At 62.4% G+C, this 19,355-nt stretch carries 24 protein-coding genes; 18 read left to right on the top strand and 6 right to left on the bottom strand.

Going from position 1 to position 19,355, the window contains the following annotated elements; translation table 11 throughout:
* Position 1: 1 nt before the first annotated feature.
* Genes AC2VNO_RS05875 through AC2VNO_RS05865 form a run of 3 tightly spaced genes read right to left on the bottom strand, consistent with a single transcriptional unit; the run spans position 2 to position 2,615 of the window.
* Positions 2 to 559 (bottom strand): KdsC family phosphatase, encoded by a 558-nt coding sequence (locus tag AC2VNO_RS05875; protein ID WP_486933258.1) that lies wholly within the window; start codon positions 557 to 559, stop codon positions 2 to 4.
* 23 nt (positions 560 to 582) lie between these two features.
* Positions 583 to 1,599 carry a KpsF/GutQ family sugar-phosphate isomerase gene (locus tag AC2VNO_RS05870; RefSeq protein WP_486933257.1) on the bottom strand — a complete coding sequence of 339 codons (1,017 nt, stop codon included), beginning with the start codon at positions 1,597 to 1,599 and terminating at the stop codon, positions 583 to 585.
* Between the two features lie 32 nt (positions 1,600 to 1,631).
* Positions 1,632 to 2,615 (bottom strand): calcium/sodium antiporter, encoded by a 984-nt coding sequence (locus tag AC2VNO_RS05865; RefSeq protein WP_486933256.1) that lies wholly within the window; start codon positions 2,613 to 2,615, stop codon positions 1,632 to 1,634.
* A 106-nt stretch (positions 2,616 to 2,721) separates the two neighbouring features.
* On the opposite strand from AC2VNO_RS05865, the gene AC2VNO_RS05860 reads away from it, so the two are divergent.
* From AC2VNO_RS05860 to hisD, 9 genes are all read left to right on the top strand, one after another.
* Positions 2,722 to 3,534, top strand: a complete 813-nt coding sequence (locus AC2VNO_RS05860) for an ATP-binding cassette domain-containing protein (RefSeq protein ID WP_486933255.1) — start codon at positions 2,722 to 2,724, stop codon at positions 3,532 to 3,534.
* Positions 3,531 to 4,313, top strand: a complete 783-nt coding sequence (gene mlaE, locus AC2VNO_RS05855; RefSeq protein ID WP_228578497.1) for a lipid asymmetry maintenance ABC transporter permease subunit MlaE — start codon at positions 3,531 to 3,533, stop codon at positions 4,311 to 4,313. The genes AC2VNO_RS05860 and mlaE overlap by 4 nt, the downstream gene beginning before the upstream one ends.
* A 37-nt stretch (positions 4,314 to 4,350) precedes the next feature.
* Positions 4,351 to 4,815, top strand: a complete 465-nt coding sequence (mlaD, locus tag AC2VNO_RS05850; RefSeq protein WP_486933254.1) for an outer membrane lipid asymmetry maintenance protein MlaD — start codon at positions 4,351 to 4,353, stop codon at positions 4,813 to 4,815.
* 64 nt (positions 4,816 to 4,879) lie between these two features.
* On the top strand, positions 4,880 to 5,542 hold the full coding sequence (locus AC2VNO_RS05845; protein ID WP_486933253.1) for an MlaC/ttg2D family ABC transporter substrate-binding protein: 663 nt from the start codon (positions 4,880 to 4,882) through the stop codon (positions 5,540 to 5,542).
* Positions 5,539 to 5,877 (top strand): STAS domain-containing protein, encoded by a 339-nt coding sequence (locus AC2VNO_RS05840; protein ID WP_486933252.1) that lies wholly within the window; start codon positions 5,539 to 5,541, stop codon positions 5,875 to 5,877. The genes AC2VNO_RS05845 and AC2VNO_RS05840 overlap by 4 nt, the downstream gene beginning before the upstream one ends.
* Before the next feature lie 122 nt (positions 5,878 to 5,999).
* Positions 6,000 to 6,269, top strand: coding sequence for a BolA family protein (locus AC2VNO_RS05835; protein ID WP_486933251.1), 270 nt, complete (start codon positions 6,000 to 6,002; stop codon positions 6,267 to 6,269).
* Between the two features lie 12 nt (positions 6,270 to 6,281).
* On the top strand, positions 6,282 to 7,544 hold the full coding sequence (gene murA / locus AC2VNO_RS05830; protein WP_228578510.1) for a UDP-N-acetylglucosamine 1-carboxyvinyltransferase: 1,263 nt from the start codon (positions 6,282 to 6,284) through the stop codon (positions 7,542 to 7,544).
* A gap of 42 nt (positions 7,545 to 7,586) precedes the next feature.
* Positions 7,587 to 8,249, top strand: coding sequence for an ATP phosphoribosyltransferase (gene hisG / locus AC2VNO_RS05825; RefSeq protein ID WP_228578513.1), 663 nt, complete (start codon positions 7,587 to 7,589; stop codon positions 8,247 to 8,249).
* 44 nt (positions 8,250 to 8,293) lie between these two features.
* A complete protein-coding gene (gene hisD, locus AC2VNO_RS05820) occupies positions 8,294 to 9,616 on the top strand; it encodes a histidinol dehydrogenase (protein ID WP_486933250.1) in 1,323 nt (440 codons plus the stop codon).
* Between the two features lie 9 nt (positions 9,617 to 9,625).
* Here hisD and AC2VNO_RS05815 read toward each other — a convergent pair whose 3' ends face one another.
* Positions 9,626 to 10,831, bottom strand: a complete 1,206-nt coding sequence (locus AC2VNO_RS05815) for a Do family serine endopeptidase (protein WP_486933249.1) — start codon at positions 10,829 to 10,831, stop codon at positions 9,626 to 9,628.
* A gap of 99 nt (positions 10,832 to 10,930) precedes the next feature.
* Between AC2VNO_RS05815 and AC2VNO_RS05810 the strand changes: the two genes are divergently transcribed.
* On the top strand, positions 10,931 to 11,692 hold the full coding sequence (locus tag AC2VNO_RS05810) for a Nif3-like dinuclear metal center hexameric protein (RefSeq protein WP_486933248.1): 762 nt from the start codon (positions 10,931 to 10,933) through the stop codon (positions 11,690 to 11,692).
* A gap of 21 nt (positions 11,693 to 11,713) precedes the next feature.
* On the opposite strand, the gene AC2VNO_RS05805 is transcribed toward AC2VNO_RS05810, so the two are convergent.
* On the bottom strand, positions 11,714 to 12,166 hold the full coding sequence (locus AC2VNO_RS05805; RefSeq protein ID WP_486933247.1) for a Z-ring associated ZapG family protein: 453 nt from the start codon (positions 12,164 to 12,166) through the stop codon (positions 11,714 to 11,716).
* Positions 12,167 to 12,367: 201 nt separating this feature from the next.
* Here AC2VNO_RS05805 and zapE point away from each other — a divergent pair, with 201 nt between their 5' ends.
* The 8 genes from zapE (at position 12,368) to AC2VNO_RS05765 (ending at position 18,685) form a co-directional block, all read left to right on the top strand.
* Positions 12,368 to 13,552, top strand: a complete 1,185-nt coding sequence (zapE, locus tag AC2VNO_RS05800; RefSeq protein WP_486933246.1) for a cell division protein ZapE — start codon at positions 12,368 to 12,370, stop codon at positions 13,550 to 13,552.
* Between the two features lie 173 nt (positions 13,553 to 13,725).
* Positions 13,726 to 14,154, top strand: coding sequence for a 50S ribosomal protein L13 (rplM, locus tag AC2VNO_RS05795; RefSeq protein ID WP_103968167.1), 429 nt, complete (start codon positions 13,726 to 13,728; stop codon positions 14,152 to 14,154).
* 13 nt (positions 14,155 to 14,167) lie between these two features.
* The gene (rpsI, locus tag AC2VNO_RS05790) at positions 14,168 to 14,557 is read left to right on the top strand and encodes a 30S ribosomal protein S9 (RefSeq protein WP_228578529.1); all 390 of its coding nucleotides are present in this window, start codon (positions 14,168 to 14,170) and stop codon (positions 14,555 to 14,557) included.
* 213 nt (positions 14,558 to 14,770) lie between these two features.
* Entirely contained in the window at positions 14,771 to 15,364 is a 594-nt protein-coding gene (petA, locus tag AC2VNO_RS05785) for a ubiquinol-cytochrome c reductase iron-sulfur subunit (protein WP_486933245.1), read from the top strand.
* Positions 15,364 to 16,623, top strand: a complete 1,260-nt coding sequence (locus tag AC2VNO_RS05780) for a cytochrome b (RefSeq protein ID WP_228578533.1) — start codon at positions 15,364 to 15,366, stop codon at positions 16,621 to 16,623. Before petA ends, AC2VNO_RS05780 begins: the two co-directional genes overlap by 1 nt.
* Entirely contained in the window at positions 16,623 to 17,390 is a 768-nt protein-coding gene (locus AC2VNO_RS05775) for a cytochrome c1 (protein ID WP_228578537.1), read from the top strand. The genes AC2VNO_RS05780 and AC2VNO_RS05775 overlap by 1 nt, the downstream gene beginning before the upstream one ends.
* Positions 17,391 to 17,544: 154 nt before the next feature.
* Positions 17,545 to 18,171: a stringent starvation protein SspA gene (gene sspA / locus AC2VNO_RS05770; protein WP_228578539.1), complete on the top strand. Its 627-nt coding sequence runs from the start codon at positions 17,545 to 17,547 to the stop codon at positions 18,169 to 18,171.
* Positions 18,172 to 18,220: 49 nt separating this feature from the next.
* Complete coding sequence (locus tag AC2VNO_RS05765) at positions 18,221 to 18,685, top strand: ClpXP protease specificity-enhancing factor (protein WP_486933244.1); 465 nt, start codon at positions 18,221 to 18,223, stop codon at positions 18,683 to 18,685.
* Between the two features lie 87 nt (positions 18,686 to 18,772).
* Here AC2VNO_RS05765 and AC2VNO_RS05760 read toward each other — a convergent pair whose 3' ends face one another.
* Positions 18,773 to 19,351 (bottom strand): BON domain-containing protein, encoded by a 579-nt coding sequence (locus AC2VNO_RS05760; protein WP_486933243.1) that lies wholly within the window; start codon positions 19,349 to 19,351, stop codon positions 18,773 to 18,775.
* Between the last annotated feature and the right edge of the window lie 4 nt (positions 19,352 to 19,355).

Below are 19,355 nucleotides of genomic sequence, written 5' to 3'. Positions count from 1 at the left end.
CTCAACGCTTGCCGTGGAGGTAGGTGTCGATCAGGGCGTCGCGATGCCCTTGCGCTTCCAGCAGCAGGTCGCAAATCTCGCGTACCGCGCCATGGCCGCCGCTGCGCTCGGTGACGTGGTCGGCGAGGGCGCGGATGTAGGACGGTGCGCCGGGTACGGTAATGCCGATGCCGGCACGCTGAATGGGCGCCAGATCGGGAAGATCGTCGCCACAATAGGCGACCTGTTCGAGTTCGATTCCCTTGCGAGCGCAGAGCTCGCGCAGCACGACGAGCTTGTCCTCACAGCCCTGGAAGACATGGTCGATGCCCAGAGCGGCTGCGCGATGACTGACCATGGGCGATTCACGCCCGGTGATGAAGGCCACCTGCAGGCCGGCGCGGCGCAGGAGTTTCAGGCCCAGGCCGTCCTGAGTGTGAAACGCCTTGATCTCGATACCGTCGGCCTGGAAGTAAAGACGGCCGTCGGTAAGTACGCCATCGACGTCCAGTGCCAGCAGGCGGATCTTGCGCAGCCGGTCGAGAAGGCGTGGATCGAGGGTGGTGATGGCCAGGGCCATGAGCTCTCCTTGTCAGAGTGAAGTCAGATCACGCCGCTTCGCAGCAGGTCGTGCATGTGCAGTGCGCCAACCGGGTGGCCTTCGTCATCGACCACGGCGAGCGCCGTGATTCGGTTGTCTTCCATCATGCGGACCGCCTCGGCAGCCAGCACCCCGGGCGCAATTCGCTTGCCGGGACGGGTCATGACGTCATCCACCGTCAATCGGCTCAAATCTTGATACTGGTCGAGAGTGCGACGCAGGTCACCATCGGTATAGACACCGATCAGGCAGTCTTGCTCGTCGACGACGCAGGTAAATCCGAGACCCTGGCGTGTGATTTCGAGCAGAGCGTCGCGCAGGGGGCTGCCGAGCGGCACGCGGGGCAGTCGCTCGCCCTGGTGCATCAGGTCGCAAACACGTAGCAGCAGTCGTTTGCCGAGGCTGCCACCCGGATGCGACAAGGCGAAGTCCTCGGCGGTGAAACCACGCGCTTCGAGCAGTGCCACCGCCAGCGCATCGCCCAGCGCCAGGGCTGCCGTGGTCGAGGCGGTGGGTGCTAGGTCCAGCGGGCAGGCTTCTCGTTCGACGCCGGCATCGAGATGGGCATCGGCGTGGCGAGCCAGCGTCGAGCCGGGGCGGCCGGTCATGCTGATCAGCGGTGTGCCGATGCGCTTGAGCAGCGGCAGCAGGGCGGTGACCTCCGCCGTTTCGCCGGAGTTGGACAGCGCCAGAACCACGTCCCCCGGAGTGATCATCCCCAGGTCGCCGTGACTTGCTTCGCCGGGATGCACGAAGAATGCCGGGGTGCCGGTGCTGGCCAGGGTGGCGGCGATCTTGCCGGCGATATGGCCCGATTTGCCCATGCCGGTCACCACCACGCGCCCCTTGCAGGCGAGCATCAGCTCGCAGGCATGATCGAAGTGGCTGTCGAGGCGCCCGGCCAGGCTGGCGACGGCCTGCTCCTCGATCAGCAGGGTGCGCCGAGCGCTGGCACGCAGGCTGGACTCCCCTTCGGACGGGGCGGCGGGTGAAGGTGGCGTAGTGGCATCGATGGTCATGTCGGTGATTGTTGTCCTTTGTGGGGAATCACTCAAGTGGCACCGCTGGCAGCGGCGGCCAGCCACGTCAGGTAGACCAGGTAGACGCCCAGGAAGAGTGCGCCGGGTAGTCGCCCGAGTTGGCCGTGCCGGAACCACAACAACACCATGCCCATTCCCAGCGTCAGCAGCAGCATGATGGGAAAGTCGCGGCTGGCGGCGGCAGGGTCGATCGGGCCCGGTGCCAACAAGCCGGGGATCGGCAGCACGGCGAGCAGGTTGAACAGGTTCGAGCCAATCACGTTACCCACGGCCAGGTCGTGATGCCGCTTGATGGCACTGGCGATACAGGCTGCGAGTTCCGGCAGGCTGGTGCCTATCGCAACCACGGTGAGGCCGATGATCAGCTCGCTGATGCCCAGGCCGCGGGCCAGCTCGCTGGCACCCCATACCAGCGAGCGCGAGCTGAGTGCGAGCAGCACCAGGGTGAAGGCCAGCCACACCAGGGCGCGTTTCAGCGTCATATCGGGAATGGCATCGTCGGCAGGGGCGTCGGGTGTGTCGGCACGCAGTAGCCACCACAGACTGAAAACCAGTAGCAGGGCCAGGAACAGGGCGTCGAAGCGGCCCAGTATGCCGTTTGCCAGTGCGTAGCCGGCCAGGCCCGTGGCGCCAAGCAGTAGCGGTAGTTCTCGGCGCACCAGCGAGAAGCGGATCGGAATCGGCCTGACCAGCGCCGTCAGGCCAAGTACCAGGCCGATATTGGCAATATTGGAGCCCAGTGCATTGCCCGTGGCCAGGTTGGGCAAGCCATCCAGCGCGGCAAAGACGGCCACCACCATCTCGGGTGCCGAGGTGCCGAGCGCCACCACGGTCATCCCCACCAGCATGGCGCTCATTCCGGTGCGGCTTGCCGTGGCGGCAGCGGCATTGACGAAGCGGTCGGCGCTCCACACGAGCACGGCAAGGCCCAGAGCGATCGCTATCACAGGGAGCAGCATGGTGAAGGGTCTCGCCATGAAAATGAAGTGGCACATTAGACGTCTTCGGTGGCCTGGGCGCAAGCGCCTGGGCGGCCCGGGCTGGCGCCGGGAGGCATGGTTAGGATACGATGTTCGATAATTTTTTCTTGGACCTTGCAGCATGAGCGATTCCCCCCTCGTCGAGGTGAAGGGTCTGCACTTTTCGCGCGGTGAAAAGTCCATATTCGCAGGCGTAGAGCTGCAGATACCTCGCGGCAAGATCACCGCCATCATGGGGCCCAGCGGGACCGGCAAGACGACGCTGCTGAAGCTGATCGGCGGTCAGCTGACGCCCGACGTCGGGCGGGTGCTGATCGATGGCCACGATGTGCACGCGCTGTCGCGCAAGGCGCTGTTCACGCTTCGCCGCCGCATGGGCATGCTGTTCCAGAGTGGCGCACTGTTTTCCGATCTCAGCGTGTTCGAGAACGTGGCATTCCCGCTACGGGTTCACACCGAGCTGCCGGATGCGATGGTTCGCGACCTGACACTGATGAAGCTCCAGGCCGTCGGCCTGCGCGGAGCGCGTGAGCTGATGCCGGCAGAGCTCTCGGGCGGTATGGCCCGTCGCGTGGCACTGGCACGTGCCATTGCGCTGGACCCTGATCTGGTACTGTATGACGAACCGTTCGTGGGGCAGGATCCTATCTCCAAGGGGGTGCTGGTTCAGCTGATCAAGAAGCTCAATCAGGCGCTCGGGCTGACCTCCATCGTGGTTTCCCATGACATTCAGGAGACGCTCTCCATTGCCGACTATGTCTATGTCATCGCCGATGGCCAGGTAATGGCGCACGGCACCCCGGAGGGTCTCGATGTCGACGACGATCCTCGCGTAAGTCAGTTCGTGCACGGTGAACCTGACGGTCCCGTCCCCTTTCACTACCCTGCGCCCGAGTATTTCGACGATATCCTCAATCAGGAGGGTCTGCAGTGATCCAGCGCGTTCTGAGTCTCGGTCGCCGCGGCTGCGACGTGCTCGAGGCGCTGGGTCGCTCGACCCTGTTCCTCGCGCAGTCGGCCTTCGGCGTGCCTTCTCGCGAGGGTTGGTATTTGTGGCTGCGGCAAATGCACTTCGTCGGAGTGCTGTCGCTCGCCATCGTCATGGTATCGGGGCTGTTCATCGGCATGGTGCTGGCGCTTCAGGGCTATACGATTCTGGTCGATTTCGGCGCCGAGCAGGCGCTGGGCCAGATGGTGGCGCTGTCGCTGCTGCGAGAACTGTCGCCGGTGGTGGCGGCACTGCTGTTCGCCGGACGTGCCGGCTCGGCACTGACCGCCGAAATAGGCTTGATGAAGGCCACCGAGCAGCTCACCAGCATGGAGATGATCGGCGTCGACCCGCTGCGTCGGATAGTGGCGCCCAGGCTGTGGGCCGGCTTCGTGGCACTACCGCTGTTGACCATCGGTTTCAGCGTGGTCGGAATCTACGGCGGTTACCTGGTGGGCGTCGAGTGGCTAGGGGTGTTCGAAGGTTCGTACTGGGGCAACATGCAGTCCAGCGTCGCTTTCATTGGCGATGTGGGCAACGGCATGATCAAGAGCATGGTGTTCGCCCTGGTGGTGACATGGATCGCGGTGTTCCAGGGCTATGATCTGATACCGACCTCGGAGGGTATCTCACGTGCCACGACGCGTACGGTAGTCTACTCGTCACTGGCGGTGCTGGGCCTCGATTTCGTTCTCACTGCGGTCATGTTCGGAGGGTTTTCATGATGTTTGAACGGCGTCTATCGCGCGATGGAGAAGCAGGATGAAGCGCAGCAAGACAATGGAGCTGGGGGTCGGTCTGTTCATGCTGGCCGGGGTCCTGGGGATGCTGTTTCTGGGGCTGCGGGTCAGCGGTCTGACGTTCAGCATGCCGGGCGATACCTTTCGGCTCGAAGCCAATTTCGCCAACATCGGCAGCCTCAAGCCGCGGGCTCGAGTCACCATGTCCGGTGTGACGGTGGGGCGAGTCACCGCCATCGAGCTGGACCCCGAGTGGTACGACGCTCGCGTGATCCTCGAGCTCGATGCCGAGCTCGAGGGTCGCCTGGCGCGCGATACCACCGCAGCCATTCTGACGGCAGGGTTGCTGGGTGAGCAGTACATCGGACTTACCGTCGGCGGCGATCCGGACATGCTCGCCGATGGAGATACTATTCGTGACACTCAATCTGCACTCGTGCTGGAAGAACTCATCCAGCAGTTCGTGTCCAATATGGTCAGCGATTGAGGAAAGCCAAGCTCAGCGGCAGTATTCCCTCAAGCCACCCTTCATTCTCATTCGAGGTCGATCCATGAGTCAGATGACACTTCCCCTCGCCCTGTTTCGTCGTGCTTTTCTGGGTCTTTGCCTGATGCTGGCCAGCCTGGCGGCGGCAGCTGCCCCGGAACGCGGTCCCGAGCAGGTCATCCGCGACAGCGTCGACGAGCTGATGGGGCAGATCGAGGGTCGCAAGGACTACTACGCCAACAACCCGGATGAGCTCAAGGCGCTGGTGGATTCCAACCTCGACGACATTGCCGACTTTCGCTATATCGGCGCCAGCGTGATGGGGCGTTACTTCCAGAACGCCACGCCTCAGCAGCGCTCGCGCTTTGCCAATGTCTTTCGTCAGACGTTGATCGATACCTATACCAAGGGGCTGGTGACCTTCGACTATCGCGAGCTCAGAGTCCTGGACACCCAGCGCCCGCCGCGCCACGAGGACCAGGCCGCAGTGGCCATGGAAGTGGTGGCGATGGATGGTACCGTCTACCCGGTGAGCTACACGCTGCGCCTGAGCGACGATCAATGGAAGGTGGTCAATGTGATCGTCAACGGTATCAATCTGGGCCTGACCTTCCGCAACCAGTTCGACCAGGCCATGCGTGACCACGGTCGCGATTACGATGCGGTGATCGCCGGCTGGGCGCCGGAAATCGCCGTCGAGGAGCTGGAGCAGGGTGGAGATGCATGACCCTCTTGCTCCAGCGTGGCGGCATCGAACTCGAGGCCGGCCCGTCAGGGCTGGTCGTGAAGGGTGCAGTCGATTTCGACATTGCAGCGCCGCTGGCCGAGGCGGGTACGAAGTGGATCGTCGAGCAGCCGGCCGATAGTAGCATCATGCTCGACCTGAGCGGCGTTGAGCGTGTCAGCAGTGCCGCGGTGAGCATAATGCTCGAATGGACGCGTCAGGCGCGCAAGGCCGGCGTCGAGATAGGCGAGGTCAGGCTTTCCGCACCGCTGGCCCGGCTGACCCAGGTTGCAGGTCTCGATACGCTCCTGCCGCTCGTCGGCGAGGGCTTGGGCTGAGTCGCCGCATCCCTCCGGCATCGCCAATCGCGATGCTTTTCTTTACCATGTAGGGATTCTTGTTCCCGGCTGCGCCTCGAGAGGCGAGCCGCTCCACTCGTGCCACAGGAGTTCCCCTTTTCATGCAACCCAGTGACGTCAAGGCACTGCTCGAGGCACGCCTCGAGAATTGCGAGTTCCACATCCAGGGCGAAGGCTGCAACTTTCAGGTCATTGCCGTGGGAGAGGTCTTCGAGGGTCTCTCTGCGGTCAAGCGTCAACAGCTGATCTACGGAGCACTTACCGATGAGATCGCCAGCGGCGCCGTACATGCCGTGAGCATCAAGACCTACACGCCAGCGCAGTGGGTCGGCGCGCCGGAGAATGTGTCTTCACCACGCCACGGCGCCTGACGGTCGAAATTCATGGACAAGTTGATCATTACCGGTAACGGGCCCGTCGATGGCGAAGTCTGGGCCAGCGGTGCCAAGAACGCGGCGCTGCCTATCCTGTGTGCCACATTGCTGGCTGATGAGCCGGTGACAATCGGCAATCTACCGCATCTTCAGGACATCACCACCACGCTCGAGCTGTTAGGGCGCATGGGGGTCGAGCCGGTCATGGGTGAGAAGATGAGCATCCAGCTCGACGGCTCCCAGGTGCGCGATTGCCATGCTCCCTACGAGCTGGTGAAGAAGATGCGCGCCTCGATCCTGGTGCTGGGGCCGCTGCTGGCGCATTTTGGCCATGCCGACGTCTCGCTTCCCGGAGGTTGTGCCATCGGCTCCCGGCCGGTGGATCTCCACATTCGCGGCCTCGAAGCCATGGGGGCGGAGATCCGCGTCGAGGGCGGCTATATTCGTGCCCGTGTCGATGGGCGGCTCAAGGGAGCCACCATCTTCTTCGATACCGTCACCGTGACCGGCACCGAGAATCTGCTGATGGCCGCCACCCTGGCCGAAGGTACCACGGTCCTCGAGAATGCGGCGCGCGAGCCCGAGGTGGTCGATCTTGCCGAATGTCTGATCAAGATGGGCGCCAAGATTCGCGGTCACGGCAGCAACAACATCATTATCGAAGGCGTCGAACGACTTCACGCGGCCTACCATGACGTCATGCCCGACCGCATCGAGACCGGTACCTTCCTGGTTGCCGCTGCGCTTTCCCGGGGGCGAGTGAAGGTGCGCAACACGCGTGCCGACATTCTCGAGTCGGTACTGGCCAAGCTGGAAGAGGTCGGCGCCAAGATCGTCGTCGGCGATGGCTGGATCGAGCTCGACATGGAGGGCCGGCGTCCGCGGCCGGTCAACATTCGCACCGCACCCTACCCGGGTTTTCCGACCGATATGCAGGCCCAGTTCGTGGCGCTCAATGCCGTCGCGGACGGTACCTCTCGGGTGGTCGAAACGATCTTCGAGAACCGCTTCATGCACGTTCAGGAATTGAACCGCATGGGAGCCAAGATCGCGCTCGAGGGCAATACGGCGGTCATTACCGGCGTCGAGCATCTTTCCGGGGCCCCGGTGATGGCGACCGACCTGCGCGCCTCGGCGTCTCTGGTGATCGCGGCGATGATGGCGGAAGGGGAGACCCTGGTAGACCGGATCTACCATATCGACCGTGGCTACGAGTGCATCGAAGAGAAGCTGCAGCTGCTGGGCGCTCGGATCCGCCGCATTCCCGGCTGAAGTGGAGCGAGGCACCGTCCGGCTTTGACCATAGGCGAGACCATGAGCAAGCAACTGATTCTGGCCCTGTCGAAGGGCCGTATTCTCGACGAGACCCTGCCGCTGCTGGCGGCTGCCGGTATCGTGCCGGTCGAGGATCTGGGCAAGAGCCGCAAGCTGCTGTTCGATACCAACCTCGATGATGTAAAGCTGGTGATCATACGCGCCACCGACGTGCCCACCTACGTGCAGATGGGGGCCGCCGATCTCGGTGTGGCGGGCAAGGACGTGCTGCTCGAGCATGGCGCCGAAGGGCTTTACGAGCCGCTCGACCTTGAGATCGCCAAGTGCAAATTGATGACTGCCGGCCTCGATGGCGCCGTGGCGGCACGGGCTCGGCGCCGGGTGGCGACCAAGTTCGTCAACGTGGCGCGTCGCTACTACGCCGAGCAGGGCATCCAGGCCGAGGTCATCAAGCTCTACGGCGCGATGGAACTGGCGCCGCTGATGAATCTGGCCGATGAAATCGTCGACATCGTCGACACGGGCAATACGCTGCGTGCCAACGGCATGTCACCGCGTGAACTCATCGCCTCGATCAGTACCCGTCTGGTGGTCAACAAGGCGGCGATGACCATGAAGCACGAGCGCCTCAAGCCGCTGATCGCTCGGCTCGCCCAAGCCGTGGAGCAGCGCCGTTCGGCAGTGGAGCTCCCTGCGACCTGAGCGGCGCCATGCAGGATCACTTTTACTTGGAGGCGAATGCGAACATGAGCGGAACCCTGGCTGAATCCGTCGATATAGCTCGACTTTCCACTCGTGACGGCGATTTCGAGACTCGTCTCGAGGCGTTGCTGGCCTGGGAAGGTGTTTCCGATGCCAGCGTTCAGGAGCGCGTGACCGAGATCATCGCCGCCGTCAAGGCGCGAGGGGATGCGGCGCTGATCGATTACACCCGTCGCTTCGATCGCCTGTCGGTTGGCTCCATGGCCGAACTTACGCTGGGCGCCGACAGGCTCGAACAGGCCTATCGCGGACTGCCGGATGCGCAGCGCGACGCCTTGGCCCAGGCCGCCGAGCGCATTCGCGTGTATCACGAGCGTCAGAAACCGAGCTCCTGGTCTTACACCGAAGCCGACGGTAGCGTGCTGGGCCAGCAGGTGACGCCACTCGATCGTGCCGGTATCTACGTGCCTGGGGGCAAGGCAGCCTATCCCTCGTCGGTATTGATGAACGCCATTCCGGCTCACGTGGCAGGGGTGCGTGAGATCGTCATGGTGGTTCCCACCCCCGATGGCGTTCTCAATGAACTGGTGCTGGCGGCGGCACACCTGGCCGGTGTCGATCATGTGTTTACCCTGGGCGGTGCCCAGGCGGTGGCAGCGCTTGCCTACGGCACCGAGAGCGTACCGCGGGTCGACAAGATCGTCGGTCCGGGCAACATCTACGTCGCCACCGCCAAGCGAGCCGTGTTCGGTCAGGTGGGTATCGACATGATCGCCGGCCCGTCGGAGATTCTGGTCGTCTCCGACGGCGGCACCGATCCCGACTGGCTGGCCATGGACCTGTTCTCCCAGGCCGAGCACGACGAGGATGCCCAGAGCCTGTTGGTCAGCTGGGACGAGAATCACCTCGAAGCGGTCGCGGCTGCCATCGCACGCCTGCTGCCGACCCTGGAGCGCGCGGACATCGTGCGTGCGTCGTTGGCGCGTCGCGGGGCGCTGATTCATTGTCGCGATCGCGAGGAAGCCGTGCGGCTGATCAATCGAATCGCCCCGGAGCACCTGGAACTCTCCATGTCCGACCCCGAAGCGATGCTGCCTGAGGTGCGTCATGCAGGCGCCATTTTCATGGGCCGCTATACGGCCGAGGCGCTGGGTGACTACTGCGCCGGCCCCAACCACGTGCTGCCGACATCCGGAACGGCACGCTTCTCCTCGCCGCTGGGCGTCTACGACTTTCAGAAGCGTTCGTCGATCATCCACTGCTCGGAAGCGGGGGCCTCGACGCTGGGCAGGGTGGCCTCGGTGCTGGCTCGGGGCGAGTCGCTGACCGCTCATGCCCGTTCCGCCGAGTACCGTATCAAGGAGTAGCGTTGCCCCTCAGCGCTCGGGCCGCCGGCTGGGCGGCAGCGGGCGTTCGCCCACGTCCAGGTCGACGGTGAAGGTCTCGCCGCTGCGCACTACCGTCAGCGGCAGCGTTGCGCCTGGCTGGATGGCGGCAATGTCGCTCATGGCGGCGCGTGCATCGAGAATCGGGCGTCCGTCGACTTCGAGCAGGACGTCGCCAGGGCGCAGGCCGGCCAGAGCCGCGGGGCCCTCTGGGACGACGCCGGAGATCACCACTCCTCGAGGAGCGTTCAAGCCGAAGGAGGCGGCCAGGTCCTGCGTCATTTCTTGAGCCTCGATGCCGAGCCAGCCGCGAATGACGCGCCCCTGTGTCACCAGGTCTTCGAGGATGGTGCTCGCCAGTCGCGTCGGGATGGCGAAGCCAACCCCTTGGGAGCCCCCCGAGCGAGAGAAGATGGCAGTGTTGATACCCACCAGCGCGCCTTCGGCATTGATCAGTGCCCCACCCGAATTGCCTGGATTGATCGCTGCATCGGTCTGAATGAAGTCCTCATAGGCGCTGAGCCCCAGATGACTGCGACCGGTGGCGCTGATGATGCCCATGGTGACGGTCTGGCCCACGCCGAACGGGTTGCCGATGGCCATGGCGATGTCGCCCACAGCCACGTCGCCGGTGTCGGAAACCTCTATGACCGGAAGGTTGTCGAGGTCGATGCGCAGTACCGCCAGATCGCTCTCGGGGTCAGTCCCGATCACTTCCGCCAGCGTCTCTCTGCCGTCACGCAGCGCCACTTGAATCTCGTCTGCGCCATCGATGACGTGATGATTGGTCAGGACGTAGCCATCCTCACTGACGATGACCCCTGAGCCCAGGCTCGACAGCAGGCGCTGCTGAGTGGGGAGGTCATCGGCGAAGAACTGGCGGAAGAAGGGGTCCGACATCAGTGGATGTTCTTCGCGAGGCACAACTCGTGAAGAGTAGATGTTGACCACCGCCGGTGCCGCCTTTTCGACTGCCTCGGAATAGCTGACCGGCCCTTGCTGACGTGACAAGGGGGTCGCCTGTTGCAGCTCGGGGGCAGGGCGGGGGGCGGTCTGCACCACGGCCGGCGGGTCCTGCTGGGCGGGCTCGGTCGCCGTAGGTCCCTGAAGCAGTTGGGGAAAGGTATTGAGAAGAACGATAGCCAGTAGCACGCCGATGACGACGGGCAAGGCATAGGCAATGAGAGAACGTCGCATGCGGCGTTTCCTGGTCGGCGGGCAGTCGATGGTATCCCGCTCAGTCGTTACAATGGTCTGATTGTAACATCGACTTCAAAGCGCTGTCCGGGAGGCACAATGATTTTGCGCAACGATCTGGTGCGGGCCTGCGACACTCTGCTCGACTCCGCCGCTTTCAAGGATTACACCGTCAACGGGCTCCAGGTGGCTGGACGAGACGAGGTGCGGCGGGTGATGAGCGGCGTTACCGCCTGCCAGGCGCTGCTCGACGAGGCGGTGGCTTGGGGTGCGGATCTGCTGCTGGTGCATCATGGCTACTTCTGGAAGAACGAACCGATACCGATCACCGGCATCAAGCACCAACGCATTCGCACTCTGCTGCTCAACGATATCAACCTGCTGGCCTACCATCTGCCACTCGATGCCCATGCGGAGCTGGGCAACAACGCCGAACTTGGTCGGCGGCTCGGCTTTCGCGTCGAAGGCTGTGCCGACGGAGAGCTCGGACAGGGGCTGGTGTGGCTCGGGAGTGTGCCTCAGGCGACGACGGTCACGGCGCTGGCGCGCCAGGTCGGGGAGCGCCTCGGGCGTGACCCGTTGCTGATCGAGGCGCCTGGCAAGCCCAGTGTCCAGCGTGTGGCATGGTGCACCGGTGGCGCGCAGGACATGATCACCCAAGCCTGGGAAGCCGGTGCCGATGTCTTCATTTCCGGCGAAATATCCGAGCGCACCACGCATCTCGCGCGTGAGCTCGGGATTCACTACCTGGCGGCAGGGCACCATGCCACCGAGCGCTATGGCGTGCAGGCACTGGGTGGCTGGCTCGAGCGGGAGTTCAACCTGGAGCATCGCTTCGTCGACATCGACAATCCGGCTTGAGGGCCTTTCGCTAGCGATCGATCAGTAGCGAGGTGGCTGCGGCAACTCGCTCTTTTCCTCGCGTGGCTTGAGGCCGAAATCCTCTGACAGGGTGCCGCCGGAACCATCGGCGTAGTCTCGCGGCGCCGGTATCTGCTCGCTCTCCTCGCCGGTCAGGGCCGGCTGGTCGGCCGCCTTCAGCGGCGGGGCGTTGTTGGGCTTGCTCTCCAGCGTGCTGGCATCCTCGGTCAGGCGGTGCTCCAGAGTGCGCATTTCGCGCTGAATGTTGCTGACCATCATGCCCACCTGAGTGAAGTGCTCGTCCAGGCCTTCCCGTAGCACACCGAGTTCGCGATCGCGTTCGGCCACCTGGCGACGCAGATCATGCAGCTGGGTCGACGACGTGGCGAGCATGCGGTAGCCAATGACGCCGATACCCAGGCCGGCCAGCAGGCTGACGATAGCCACAATCCAGTTCACATTGCCGTAATCCACAGATTTCTCCTGATGCTGGTACATGCCGTCGCCAAGGCGCACGAGTCTTGTCTGGCTGGCCCATTATAGAAGCCTTGGCAGTTGGCGGGTCAACGGTCTCCGCCGCGGCAGCAAGCGAGCATTTTTCTGCGCTCGCTGCCAGGGGGGCGTATAATGCGGTGCCTGAATCGACACGTGCCAAGACCAGTAAGGAACCCGTCCATGTGTGCGACCGTGCCCTCAGAGGAAACCCGATCGACGGCAGCCAGCACGCCGCTGGCACGTTATCGGGCCGACCTCGAGCGCGAAGACTTTCACTACGACCCGGCTCAGGAACAGGCCGTAGGGCATCTTCAGCGGCTTTACGATCAGCTTGTGGCCTCGCCCAGAACCGAACCCCTGTCGGTGACTACCGGCCGTGGGCTCAAGTCCAAGGTGGCCGGGCTGTTCGGCAAGCGCGACAAGGCGCCGGCCCAGCCGGCGGTCCCGGCCATCCAGGGGCTCTATTTCTGGGGCGGGGTGGGGCGTGGCAAGACCTATCTCGTCGATACCTTCCATGCCTCCCTGCCGTTTCCCGACAAGATGCGCACCCATTTTCATCGCTTCATGCAGCGGGTGCACAATGAGCTGGAGCACTACAAGGGCGAGAAGAACCCCCTGACGCTGATCGCCGGCAAATTCGCAGCGGAAGCCAGAGTGATCTGCTTCGACGAGTTCTTCGTCAAGGACATTACCGATGCCATGATCCTGGCCAATCTGCTCGAAGCGCTCTTCGAACGCGGTGTGGTGCTGGTCGCGACCTCGAATATCCTCCCCGATGAGCTCTACAAGGATGGCCTGCAGCGCGCTCGTTTCCTGCCAGCCATCGAGTTGATCAAGCGGCACTGTAAGGTCGTCAACGTGGACTCGGGAGTCGACTACCGCCTGCGTGCCCTGCAACGCGCCGAAATCTTTCATGCGCCGCTCGACGATGCGGCCGAGCGGGAGTTGGCGCGCAGCTTCCGTGAAATTTCCGGCCATGCCGGCGAGTCCGATGTATCGCTCGAGATCAATCATCGCGTGCTGCATGCAAGGCGTCTGCATGACGACGTGGTGTGGTTCGAATTCCGTGAGCTGTGTGACGGGCCGCGGAGTCAGAACGACTACATCGAACTGGCCCGTGAATTCCATACCGTGCTGGTATCCAACGTGACCCGGATGGGGGCGGCGACGGACGACCAGGCGCGGCGATTCATCAACATGGTGGATGAATTCTACGATCGCGGCGTCAAGCTGTTGATGTCCGCGGAGGTGCCTGCCGAGTCGCTCTATGCCGACGGTCGGCTACAGTTCGAGTTTCAGCGCACGCTGTCGCGGCTGCAGGAGATGCAGTCGCATGAGTATCTCGGCCTGCCGCACAAGCCCTGAGCCGGCAGTATCGATAGTGCTTTAATCCGAGTGCGCGATTCATGTAGAATACGCGCTCCTCGACCGTTGTCATTTCAGTTGAAGGTGGCAACCAAGAAAAATAGGGATGATCCTGGCAGCGCTACGCGTGCGCAGGGTCCAATACACTTGATTGATTTTGTGGTGATTTCTCCATGAAAACCTTTACTGCTAAGCCGCAGTCCGTGCAGCGCGACTGGTATGTCGTCGATGCGGCGGACAAGACGCTCGGCCGTCTGGCAACCGAAATTGCTCGCCGCCTGCGCGGCAAGCACAAGCCTGAGTTCACCCCTCACGTCGATACCGGCGACTATATCGTCGTCGTCAATGCCGAGAAGGTGAAGGTCACTGGCAACAAGGCCAAGGCCAAGACCTACTACCGTCATACCGGTTATCCGGGCGGTCTTCGCTCCATGAACTTCGAGAAGATGATTGCGCATGCTCCTGAGCGCGTGATCGAGTCTGCCGTCAAGGGCATGCTGCCGAAGGGCCCGTTGGGTCGCGCCATGTACACCAAACTCAAGGTCTACGCCGGCGCCGAACATCCGCACGCCGCCCAGCAGCCGCAAGAACTGAACATCTGAGGGGATCATCACCATGGCACAGCAGTATTACGGTACCGGGCGCCGCAAGACATCTACAGCCCGTGTTTTCCTCAAGCCGGGCTCCGGCAAGATCACGGTCAACAATCGTGAGCTGGACCAGTATTTCGGTCGCGTCACCGGTCGCATGGTGGTTCGTCAGCCCCTCGAGCTGACCGAAACGACTGGCCAGTTCGACGTCTATGTCACCGTCAAGGGTGGCGGCGGTTCCGCTCAGGCGGGCGCTATTCGTCACGGCATTACCCGGGCGCTGATGGACTATAACGAGGATTTCCGTCCCGCCCTTCGCGCTGCCGGTTATGTGACTCGTGATGCGCGCCAGGTGGAGCGTAAGAAGGTCGGTCTGCGCAAGGCGCGCCGTCGTCCTCAGTTCTCCAAGCGTTGATTACTGCCGGTTTCTGGCAAAAAACCCGGGCTTTTGCCCGGGTTTTTTATTTTCCATTTCAATAAATTGCGCCAGAACTTACACCTTGGTCAGGACCGCTTCGCCTTGTGCGAAGCGGCGCGATTCCTTAATATATGTCGGATTTTTGGTATCCGTGGTAGCGGATTCGTTCCGCACGGTATCAACGGGTAAGCTGATGGGAGAAACCAGAAGATGGCAGACAACGGCGTGAACAAAGGGCGGCGCCGACTGCTCCTGGGGGCCACAACCGTCGTAGGGGCGGTGGGTGCCGTGGGGGTGGCGGTTCCCTTTGTGGCTTCCTGGCAGCCGAGTGCCAGGGCAAGGGCGGCGGGCGCGCCAGTGAGTGCGGATGTCTCGAAGCTGGACGAGGGGCAGCGCATGACCGTGGAGTGGCGTGGACGTCCGATCTGGATCGTCAGGCGTACTCCCGACATGATCGAGCGCACCGAGAATTTCGATCCTGCCCGCCTGGCCGATCCCGATTCCCAGGAGCCGCAGCAACCCGATTACATTACTGGGCCGTTGCGTTCCGTCCGGCCTGAGTATTCGGTGCTGATCGGAATCTGTACTCATCTGGGCTGCTCGCCGCTCTTCCGCCCCGATCCTGAAGACGTGGATATGGCGGCCTGGCCGGGCGGCTACTTCTGTCCCTGCCATGGTTCGTACTTCGACCTCTCCGGCCGGGTGTTCCGTAACGTGCCGGCACCGACCAATCTCGAGGTTCCGCCGTACCGCTTTGAATCCGACGATGTCATCATCGTTGGCGAAGACGAGGAGGCTGCGTGATGGGTAATCCGAATCGGGTCAAAGCGGAAAGCGGCTTCATGCGCTGGGTGGACGACCGCTTCCCCGCCACGCAGATGTGGCAAGAGCACCTGAGCCAATACTATGCGCCCAGGAACTTCAACTTCTGGTATTTCTTCGGTTCTCTGGCGCTTCTGGTGCTGGTCAATCAGATTCTTACCGGCGTCTGGCTCACCATGAGCTACAACCCGTCAGGTGAGGGCGCTTTTGCCTCCGTCGAGTACATCATGCGTGATGTCGAGTACGGCTGGCTGATTCGTTACATGCACTCCACCGGGGCTTCGGCCTTCTTCGTGGTGATCTATCTGCACATGTTCCGCGCTCTGCTCTATGGGTCCTACAAGGCCCCCCGAGAGCTGGTGTGGATCTTCGGCATGGCCATCTATCTTCTGCTCATGGCGGAAGCCTTCATGGGCTATCTGCTGCCCTGGGGTCAAATGTCCTACTGGGGTGCACAGGTCATCATCTCGCTGTTCTCGGCAATCCCTGTCATCGGGCCCGACCTGGCCCAGTGGATTCGCGGTGACTACCTGATTTCAGGCATCACGCTGAACCGCTTCTTCGCCCTGCACGTGGTGGCCTTGCCCATCGTGATTCTGGGCCTGGTGGTGCTGCATCTGATCGCCCTGCACGAAGTAGGTTCCAACAATCCCGACGGCATCGATATCAAAGCCAAGAAGGATGAGACCGGCAAGCCGCTCGACGGTATCCCGTTCCACCCCTACTACACCGTCAAGGACGTATTTGGCGTAGCGGTCTTCCTGTTCGTGTTCGCGGCGGTGATCTTCTACTTCCCCGAGGGCGGCGGTTACTTCCTCGAGCGGCCCAACTTCGAGCCGGCCAACCCGATGGTGACACCGGACCATATCGCACCGGTATGGTACTTCACGCCTTTCTACGCCATCCTGCGTGCCATCACTTTCGATTTCCTCGGCCTGCAAGCGCAGTTCCTGGGCGTCGTGTTCATGGGGGCGGCTATCGCGGTGCTGTTCGTCCTGCCATGGCTCGACCGCAGCCCGGTGAACTCCATGCGTTACAAGGGCTGGATGTCCAAGGTGGCGCTTGCGCTCTTCGCCATCAGCTTCGTGATCCTGGGGATTCTGGGCGCGCTGCCGGCCACGCCGATCCGCACCGTCGTGGCGCAGCTTTGCACGGTGATCTACTTTGCCTTCTTCCTGCTGATGCCGTTCTACACCAGGATGGAGAAGACCAAACCCGTTCCGGAGAGGGTGACTGGCTAATGAAAAAGCAATTGTTCGCACTGCTCTTCGCGCTGGTGCCCTTGGCGGCGATGGCCGCGCCGGCTCCGGACGTGCCCTATTCGATGACGCCGGATCTGCGCGATGAAGCATCGCTGCAGCGGGGGATGCAGCTCTATGTCAACTATTGCATGGGCTGCCATTCCCTGGAGCACCAGCGATTCGCACGTGCCGCCGAGGATTTCGGAATGCCGCAGGACCTGGTCGAGGAGAACCTGATCTTCTCCTCTAGCCAGGCCTTCAACGACCAGATGCGTATTGCCATGGAGCGTGGCGATGCCGCCAACTGGTTCGGGGCTCCGGCTCCCGACCTGACGCTGCACGGGCGTCTGCGTGGCGCCGACTGGATCTACTCCTACCTGCTGACCTTCTATCGGGACCCCAGCCGTCCCAATGGGGTCAACAACGAGGTTTTCGACATGGTGGCGATGCCCAACGTGCTCGAGCCGCTGCAGGGCGTTCAGGAGAAGGTGTGCGCCGAGACGGACCGTCCCGTCGATGGGGCCGAACTCGACCCGCTGACCGGCAAGTATCAGTCTTGCGACGTACTTCAGGTCACTCGCCCGGGCAGCATGGAGCCGGCTGAGTTCGAGGAAGCGGTCTATGACCTGACCAACTTCCTGGCCTACGTGGGTGAGCCTTCCAAGCTGCAAGCTCAGGTGCTTGGCCCTAAGGTGTTGATCTTCATCTTCATCTTCGGTGTGCTGGCGTACCTGCTCAAGCGTGAGTACTGGCGCGACATTCACTGATTCGATTGAATCGGTAGATTGTGCCGCAGGGGGCGTATGGTCATGAGCCATGCGCCCCTTGTGTATTTTCCAATGATCCAGAGCGCATGCCGTACCCACCAGCAGGCGGGTGGCGTGCTATCATGCTGGCTCGAATTGATGCGAGGATTGTTACATGGGTGTAGTGGCCAAGCGGTCGTCGATGATCTTCTATTCGGGAAGCGATGATCACCTCAGTCATCGTGTGCGCATCGTACTTGCTGAAAAAGGCGTGGCGGTCGATATCGTCGAGGTCAATGGCGATCAGCGCCCCGAAGAGCTCGCCGACATGAACCCCTACAACAGCGTTCCGACCCTGGTCGATCGCGATCTGGTGCTCTACGAATCGAAGGTCATGATGGAGTATCTGGATGAGCGTTTTCCTCATCCGCCGCTATTGCCGGTGTATCCTGTCGCCCGTGCCCAGAGCCGGCTGTGGATGCATCGAATCGAGCGAGAATGGTGTCCCCTGGTCGACCAGATCGTGAGCGGTAGCAAGAAGGATGTGGAAAAGGCGCGCAAGGAACTGCGCGAAAGCCTCGTCGGAATCTCGCCCATCTTCGAGGACATGCCCTTTTTCATGAGCGAGGAGTTCTCGCTGGTCGACTGCTGTATCGCCCCGATACTCTGGCGCCTCCCGGTGCTGGGCATCGAACTGCCGGACAAGCAGGTCAAGCCGCTCGTGACTTATATGGAGCGACTTTTCGAGCGCGATTCCTTCGTATCGTCCTTGAGCGAGAACGAGCGCGAAATGCGCACCTGAACCTGGCGTCGGGCTGTCCGACGCCGTCGCAATGGAGGAGGGCAGAACCATGTTGTCGAGCCGTCCCTATCTTGCCCGGGGGCTCTATGAATGGCTCCTGGACAATCAGCACACACCTTACATCGTGGTGGATGCCGAGCTGCCCGGAGTGAGCGTGCCGCGCCAGTTCGTGCAGAATGGCCAGATCGTACTGAATGTGGGTCCCACGGCCGTGCGGGACCTGCAGATAGAAAACGATGCCATCTACTTCCATGCCCGTTTCGGGGGGCAGCCGATGCAGGTGGTGGTACCGATGCCGGCCCTGGTGGCCATCTACGCCAAGGAGAACGGCGTGGGTATGGTGTTCGGGCATGAGCCAAGCATGCCGCTACCGCAGGAAGAAGGGGCTGTGCCCGAGGGCAAGCCCGAGCTCAGCAGTGTCGACACGGAACAGGATGCGTCGGCAAAGCCCGGTAGCGACAAGGGCAAGGGTGCGAAGCCGCGCAAGCGACCCTCGCTTCGGGTGATCAAGTAGTCAGGTTCCCCTCGGCGGCGATGCTTGAAAAAGAACGGCAGGTCTTTGACCTGCCGTTCTTTTTGGCGACTTCGTAATGCGCGACGATCAGTCGAGGTAGTCGAAGACTTTCACGATTCGCTGTATGCCGCCGACGTCGCTGACGGCATTGACGATGCGATCCGCTTCGGCTCGCCTTACGATCCCCATGATGTACACGGTCGCGTTCTCGGTCACGAAACGTAGCCGGCTGGTGTCGATGTTCTGGTCGGCAGCCAGCGTGGTGCGGATGCGCGTATTGATCCAGGTATCGGAGAGGCGTTGGCTTGCCGGAAGATTGGCGGCAACCGACAGTTCGTTATGCACGTCGCGTACGTTACGCACCTCCATCGCCACCTCGGTGGCCGTACGCTTGAGCTCCTCGCTGGGCACCTGGCCGGTGAGCAGGACGATGCCGTTGTAACTGTCGACGTTGATGCGTGCATCGCCGAGTCGCGCATCGGTGCGCCTCAGATTGTGCCCGATCTTGGTCTCGATGCTTTCATCTTCCACTTGGGCGCCGAGCGTGCGCTTGCCGTAGTTTTCATCGATAGTGCCCGGATTGGCCACACCGGTAACGGTGGTACAGCCTCCCAGGGTCAGGGCGAGAGTGGCCAGAATGGCGGCGATCAGTCTTGTCGAGGTCATGGGA

The sequence above is a fragment of the Halomonas sp. TH-94 genome (assembly GCF_057473365.1).
Note: the sequence above shows the minus strand (reverse complement) of the source record. Positions and strands in the feature narration are given on the sequence as shown.

Excerpts from the sequence above, each read along its gene's own strand:
- AC2VNO_RS05845 (WP_486933253.1), top strand. The coding sequence starts at position 4,880 with ATGAGTCAGATGACACTTCCCCTCGCCCTGTTTCGTCGTGCTTTTCTG.
- AC2VNO_RS05835 (WP_486933251.1), top strand. The coding sequence starts at position 6,000 with ATGCAACCCAGTGACGTCAAGGCACTGCTCGAGGCACGCCTCGAGAAT.
- sspA (WP_228578539.1), top strand. The coding sequence starts at position 17,545 with ATGGGTGTAGTGGCCAAGCGGTCGTCGATGATCTTCTATTCGGGAAGC.
- AC2VNO_RS05840 (WP_486933252.1), top strand. The coding sequence starts at position 5,539 with ATGACCCTCTTGCTCCAGCGTGGCGGCATCGAACTCGAGGCCGGCCCG.
- murA (WP_228578510.1), top strand. The coding sequence starts at position 6,282 with ATGGACAAGTTGATCATTACCGGTAACGGGCCCGTCGATGGCGAAGTC.
- AC2VNO_RS05775 (WP_228578537.1), top strand. The coding sequence starts at position 16,623 with ATGAAAAAGCAATTGTTCGCACTGCTCTTCGCGCTGGTGCCCTTGGCG.
- AC2VNO_RS05810 (WP_486933248.1), top strand. The coding sequence starts at position 10,931 with ATGATTTTGCGCAACGATCTGGTGCGGGCCTGCGACACTCTGCTCGAC.
- mlaD (WP_486933254.1), top strand. The coding sequence starts at position 4,351 with ATGAAGCGCAGCAAGACAATGGAGCTGGGGGTCGGTCTGTTCATGCTG.
- AC2VNO_RS05860 (WP_486933255.1), top strand. The coding sequence starts at position 2,722 with ATGAGCGATTCCCCCCTCGTCGAGGTGAAGGGTCTGCACTTTTCGCGC.
- AC2VNO_RS05780 (WP_228578533.1), top strand. The coding sequence starts at position 15,364 with ATGGGTAATCCGAATCGGGTCAAAGCGGAAAGCGGCTTCATGCGCTGG.
- AC2VNO_RS05765 (WP_486933244.1), top strand. The coding sequence starts at position 18,221 with ATGTTGTCGAGCCGTCCCTATCTTGCCCGGGGGCTCTATGAATGGCTC.
- rpsI (WP_228578529.1), top strand. The coding sequence starts at position 14,168 with ATGGCACAGCAGTATTACGGTACCGGGCGCCGCAAGACATCTACAGCC.
- hisG (WP_228578513.1), top strand. The coding sequence starts at position 7,587 with ATGAGCAAGCAACTGATTCTGGCCCTGTCGAAGGGCCGTATTCTCGAC.
- AC2VNO_RS05815 (WP_486933249.1), bottom strand. The coding sequence starts at position 10,831 with ATGCGACGTTCTCTCATTGCCTATGCCTTGCCCGTCGTCATCGGCGTG.
- AC2VNO_RS05865 (WP_486933256.1), bottom strand. The coding sequence starts at position 2,615 with ATGTGCCACTTCATTTTCATGGCGAGACCCTTCACCATGCTGCTCCCT.
- AC2VNO_RS05875 (WP_486933258.1), bottom strand. The coding sequence starts at position 559 with ATGGCCCTGGCCATCACCACCCTCGATCCACGCCTTCTCGACCGGCTG.
- AC2VNO_RS05760 (WP_486933243.1), bottom strand. The coding sequence starts at position 19,351 with ATGACCTCGACAAGACTGATCGCCGCCATTCTGGCCACTCTCGCCCTG.
- petA (WP_486933245.1), top strand. The coding sequence starts at position 14,771 with ATGGCAGACAACGGCGTGAACAAAGGGCGGCGCCGACTGCTCCTGGGG.
- AC2VNO_RS05870 (WP_486933257.1), bottom strand. The coding sequence starts at position 1,599 with ATGACCATCGATGCCACTACGCCACCTTCACCCGCCGCCCCGTCCGAA.
- hisD (WP_486933250.1), top strand. The coding sequence starts at position 8,294 with ATGAGCGGAACCCTGGCTGAATCCGTCGATATAGCTCGACTTTCCACT.
- zapE (WP_486933246.1), top strand. The coding sequence starts at position 12,368 with ATGTGTGCGACCGTGCCCTCAGAGGAAACCCGATCGACGGCAGCCAGC.
- rplM (WP_103968167.1), top strand. The coding sequence starts at position 13,726 with ATGAAAACCTTTACTGCTAAGCCGCAGTCCGTGCAGCGCGACTGGTAT.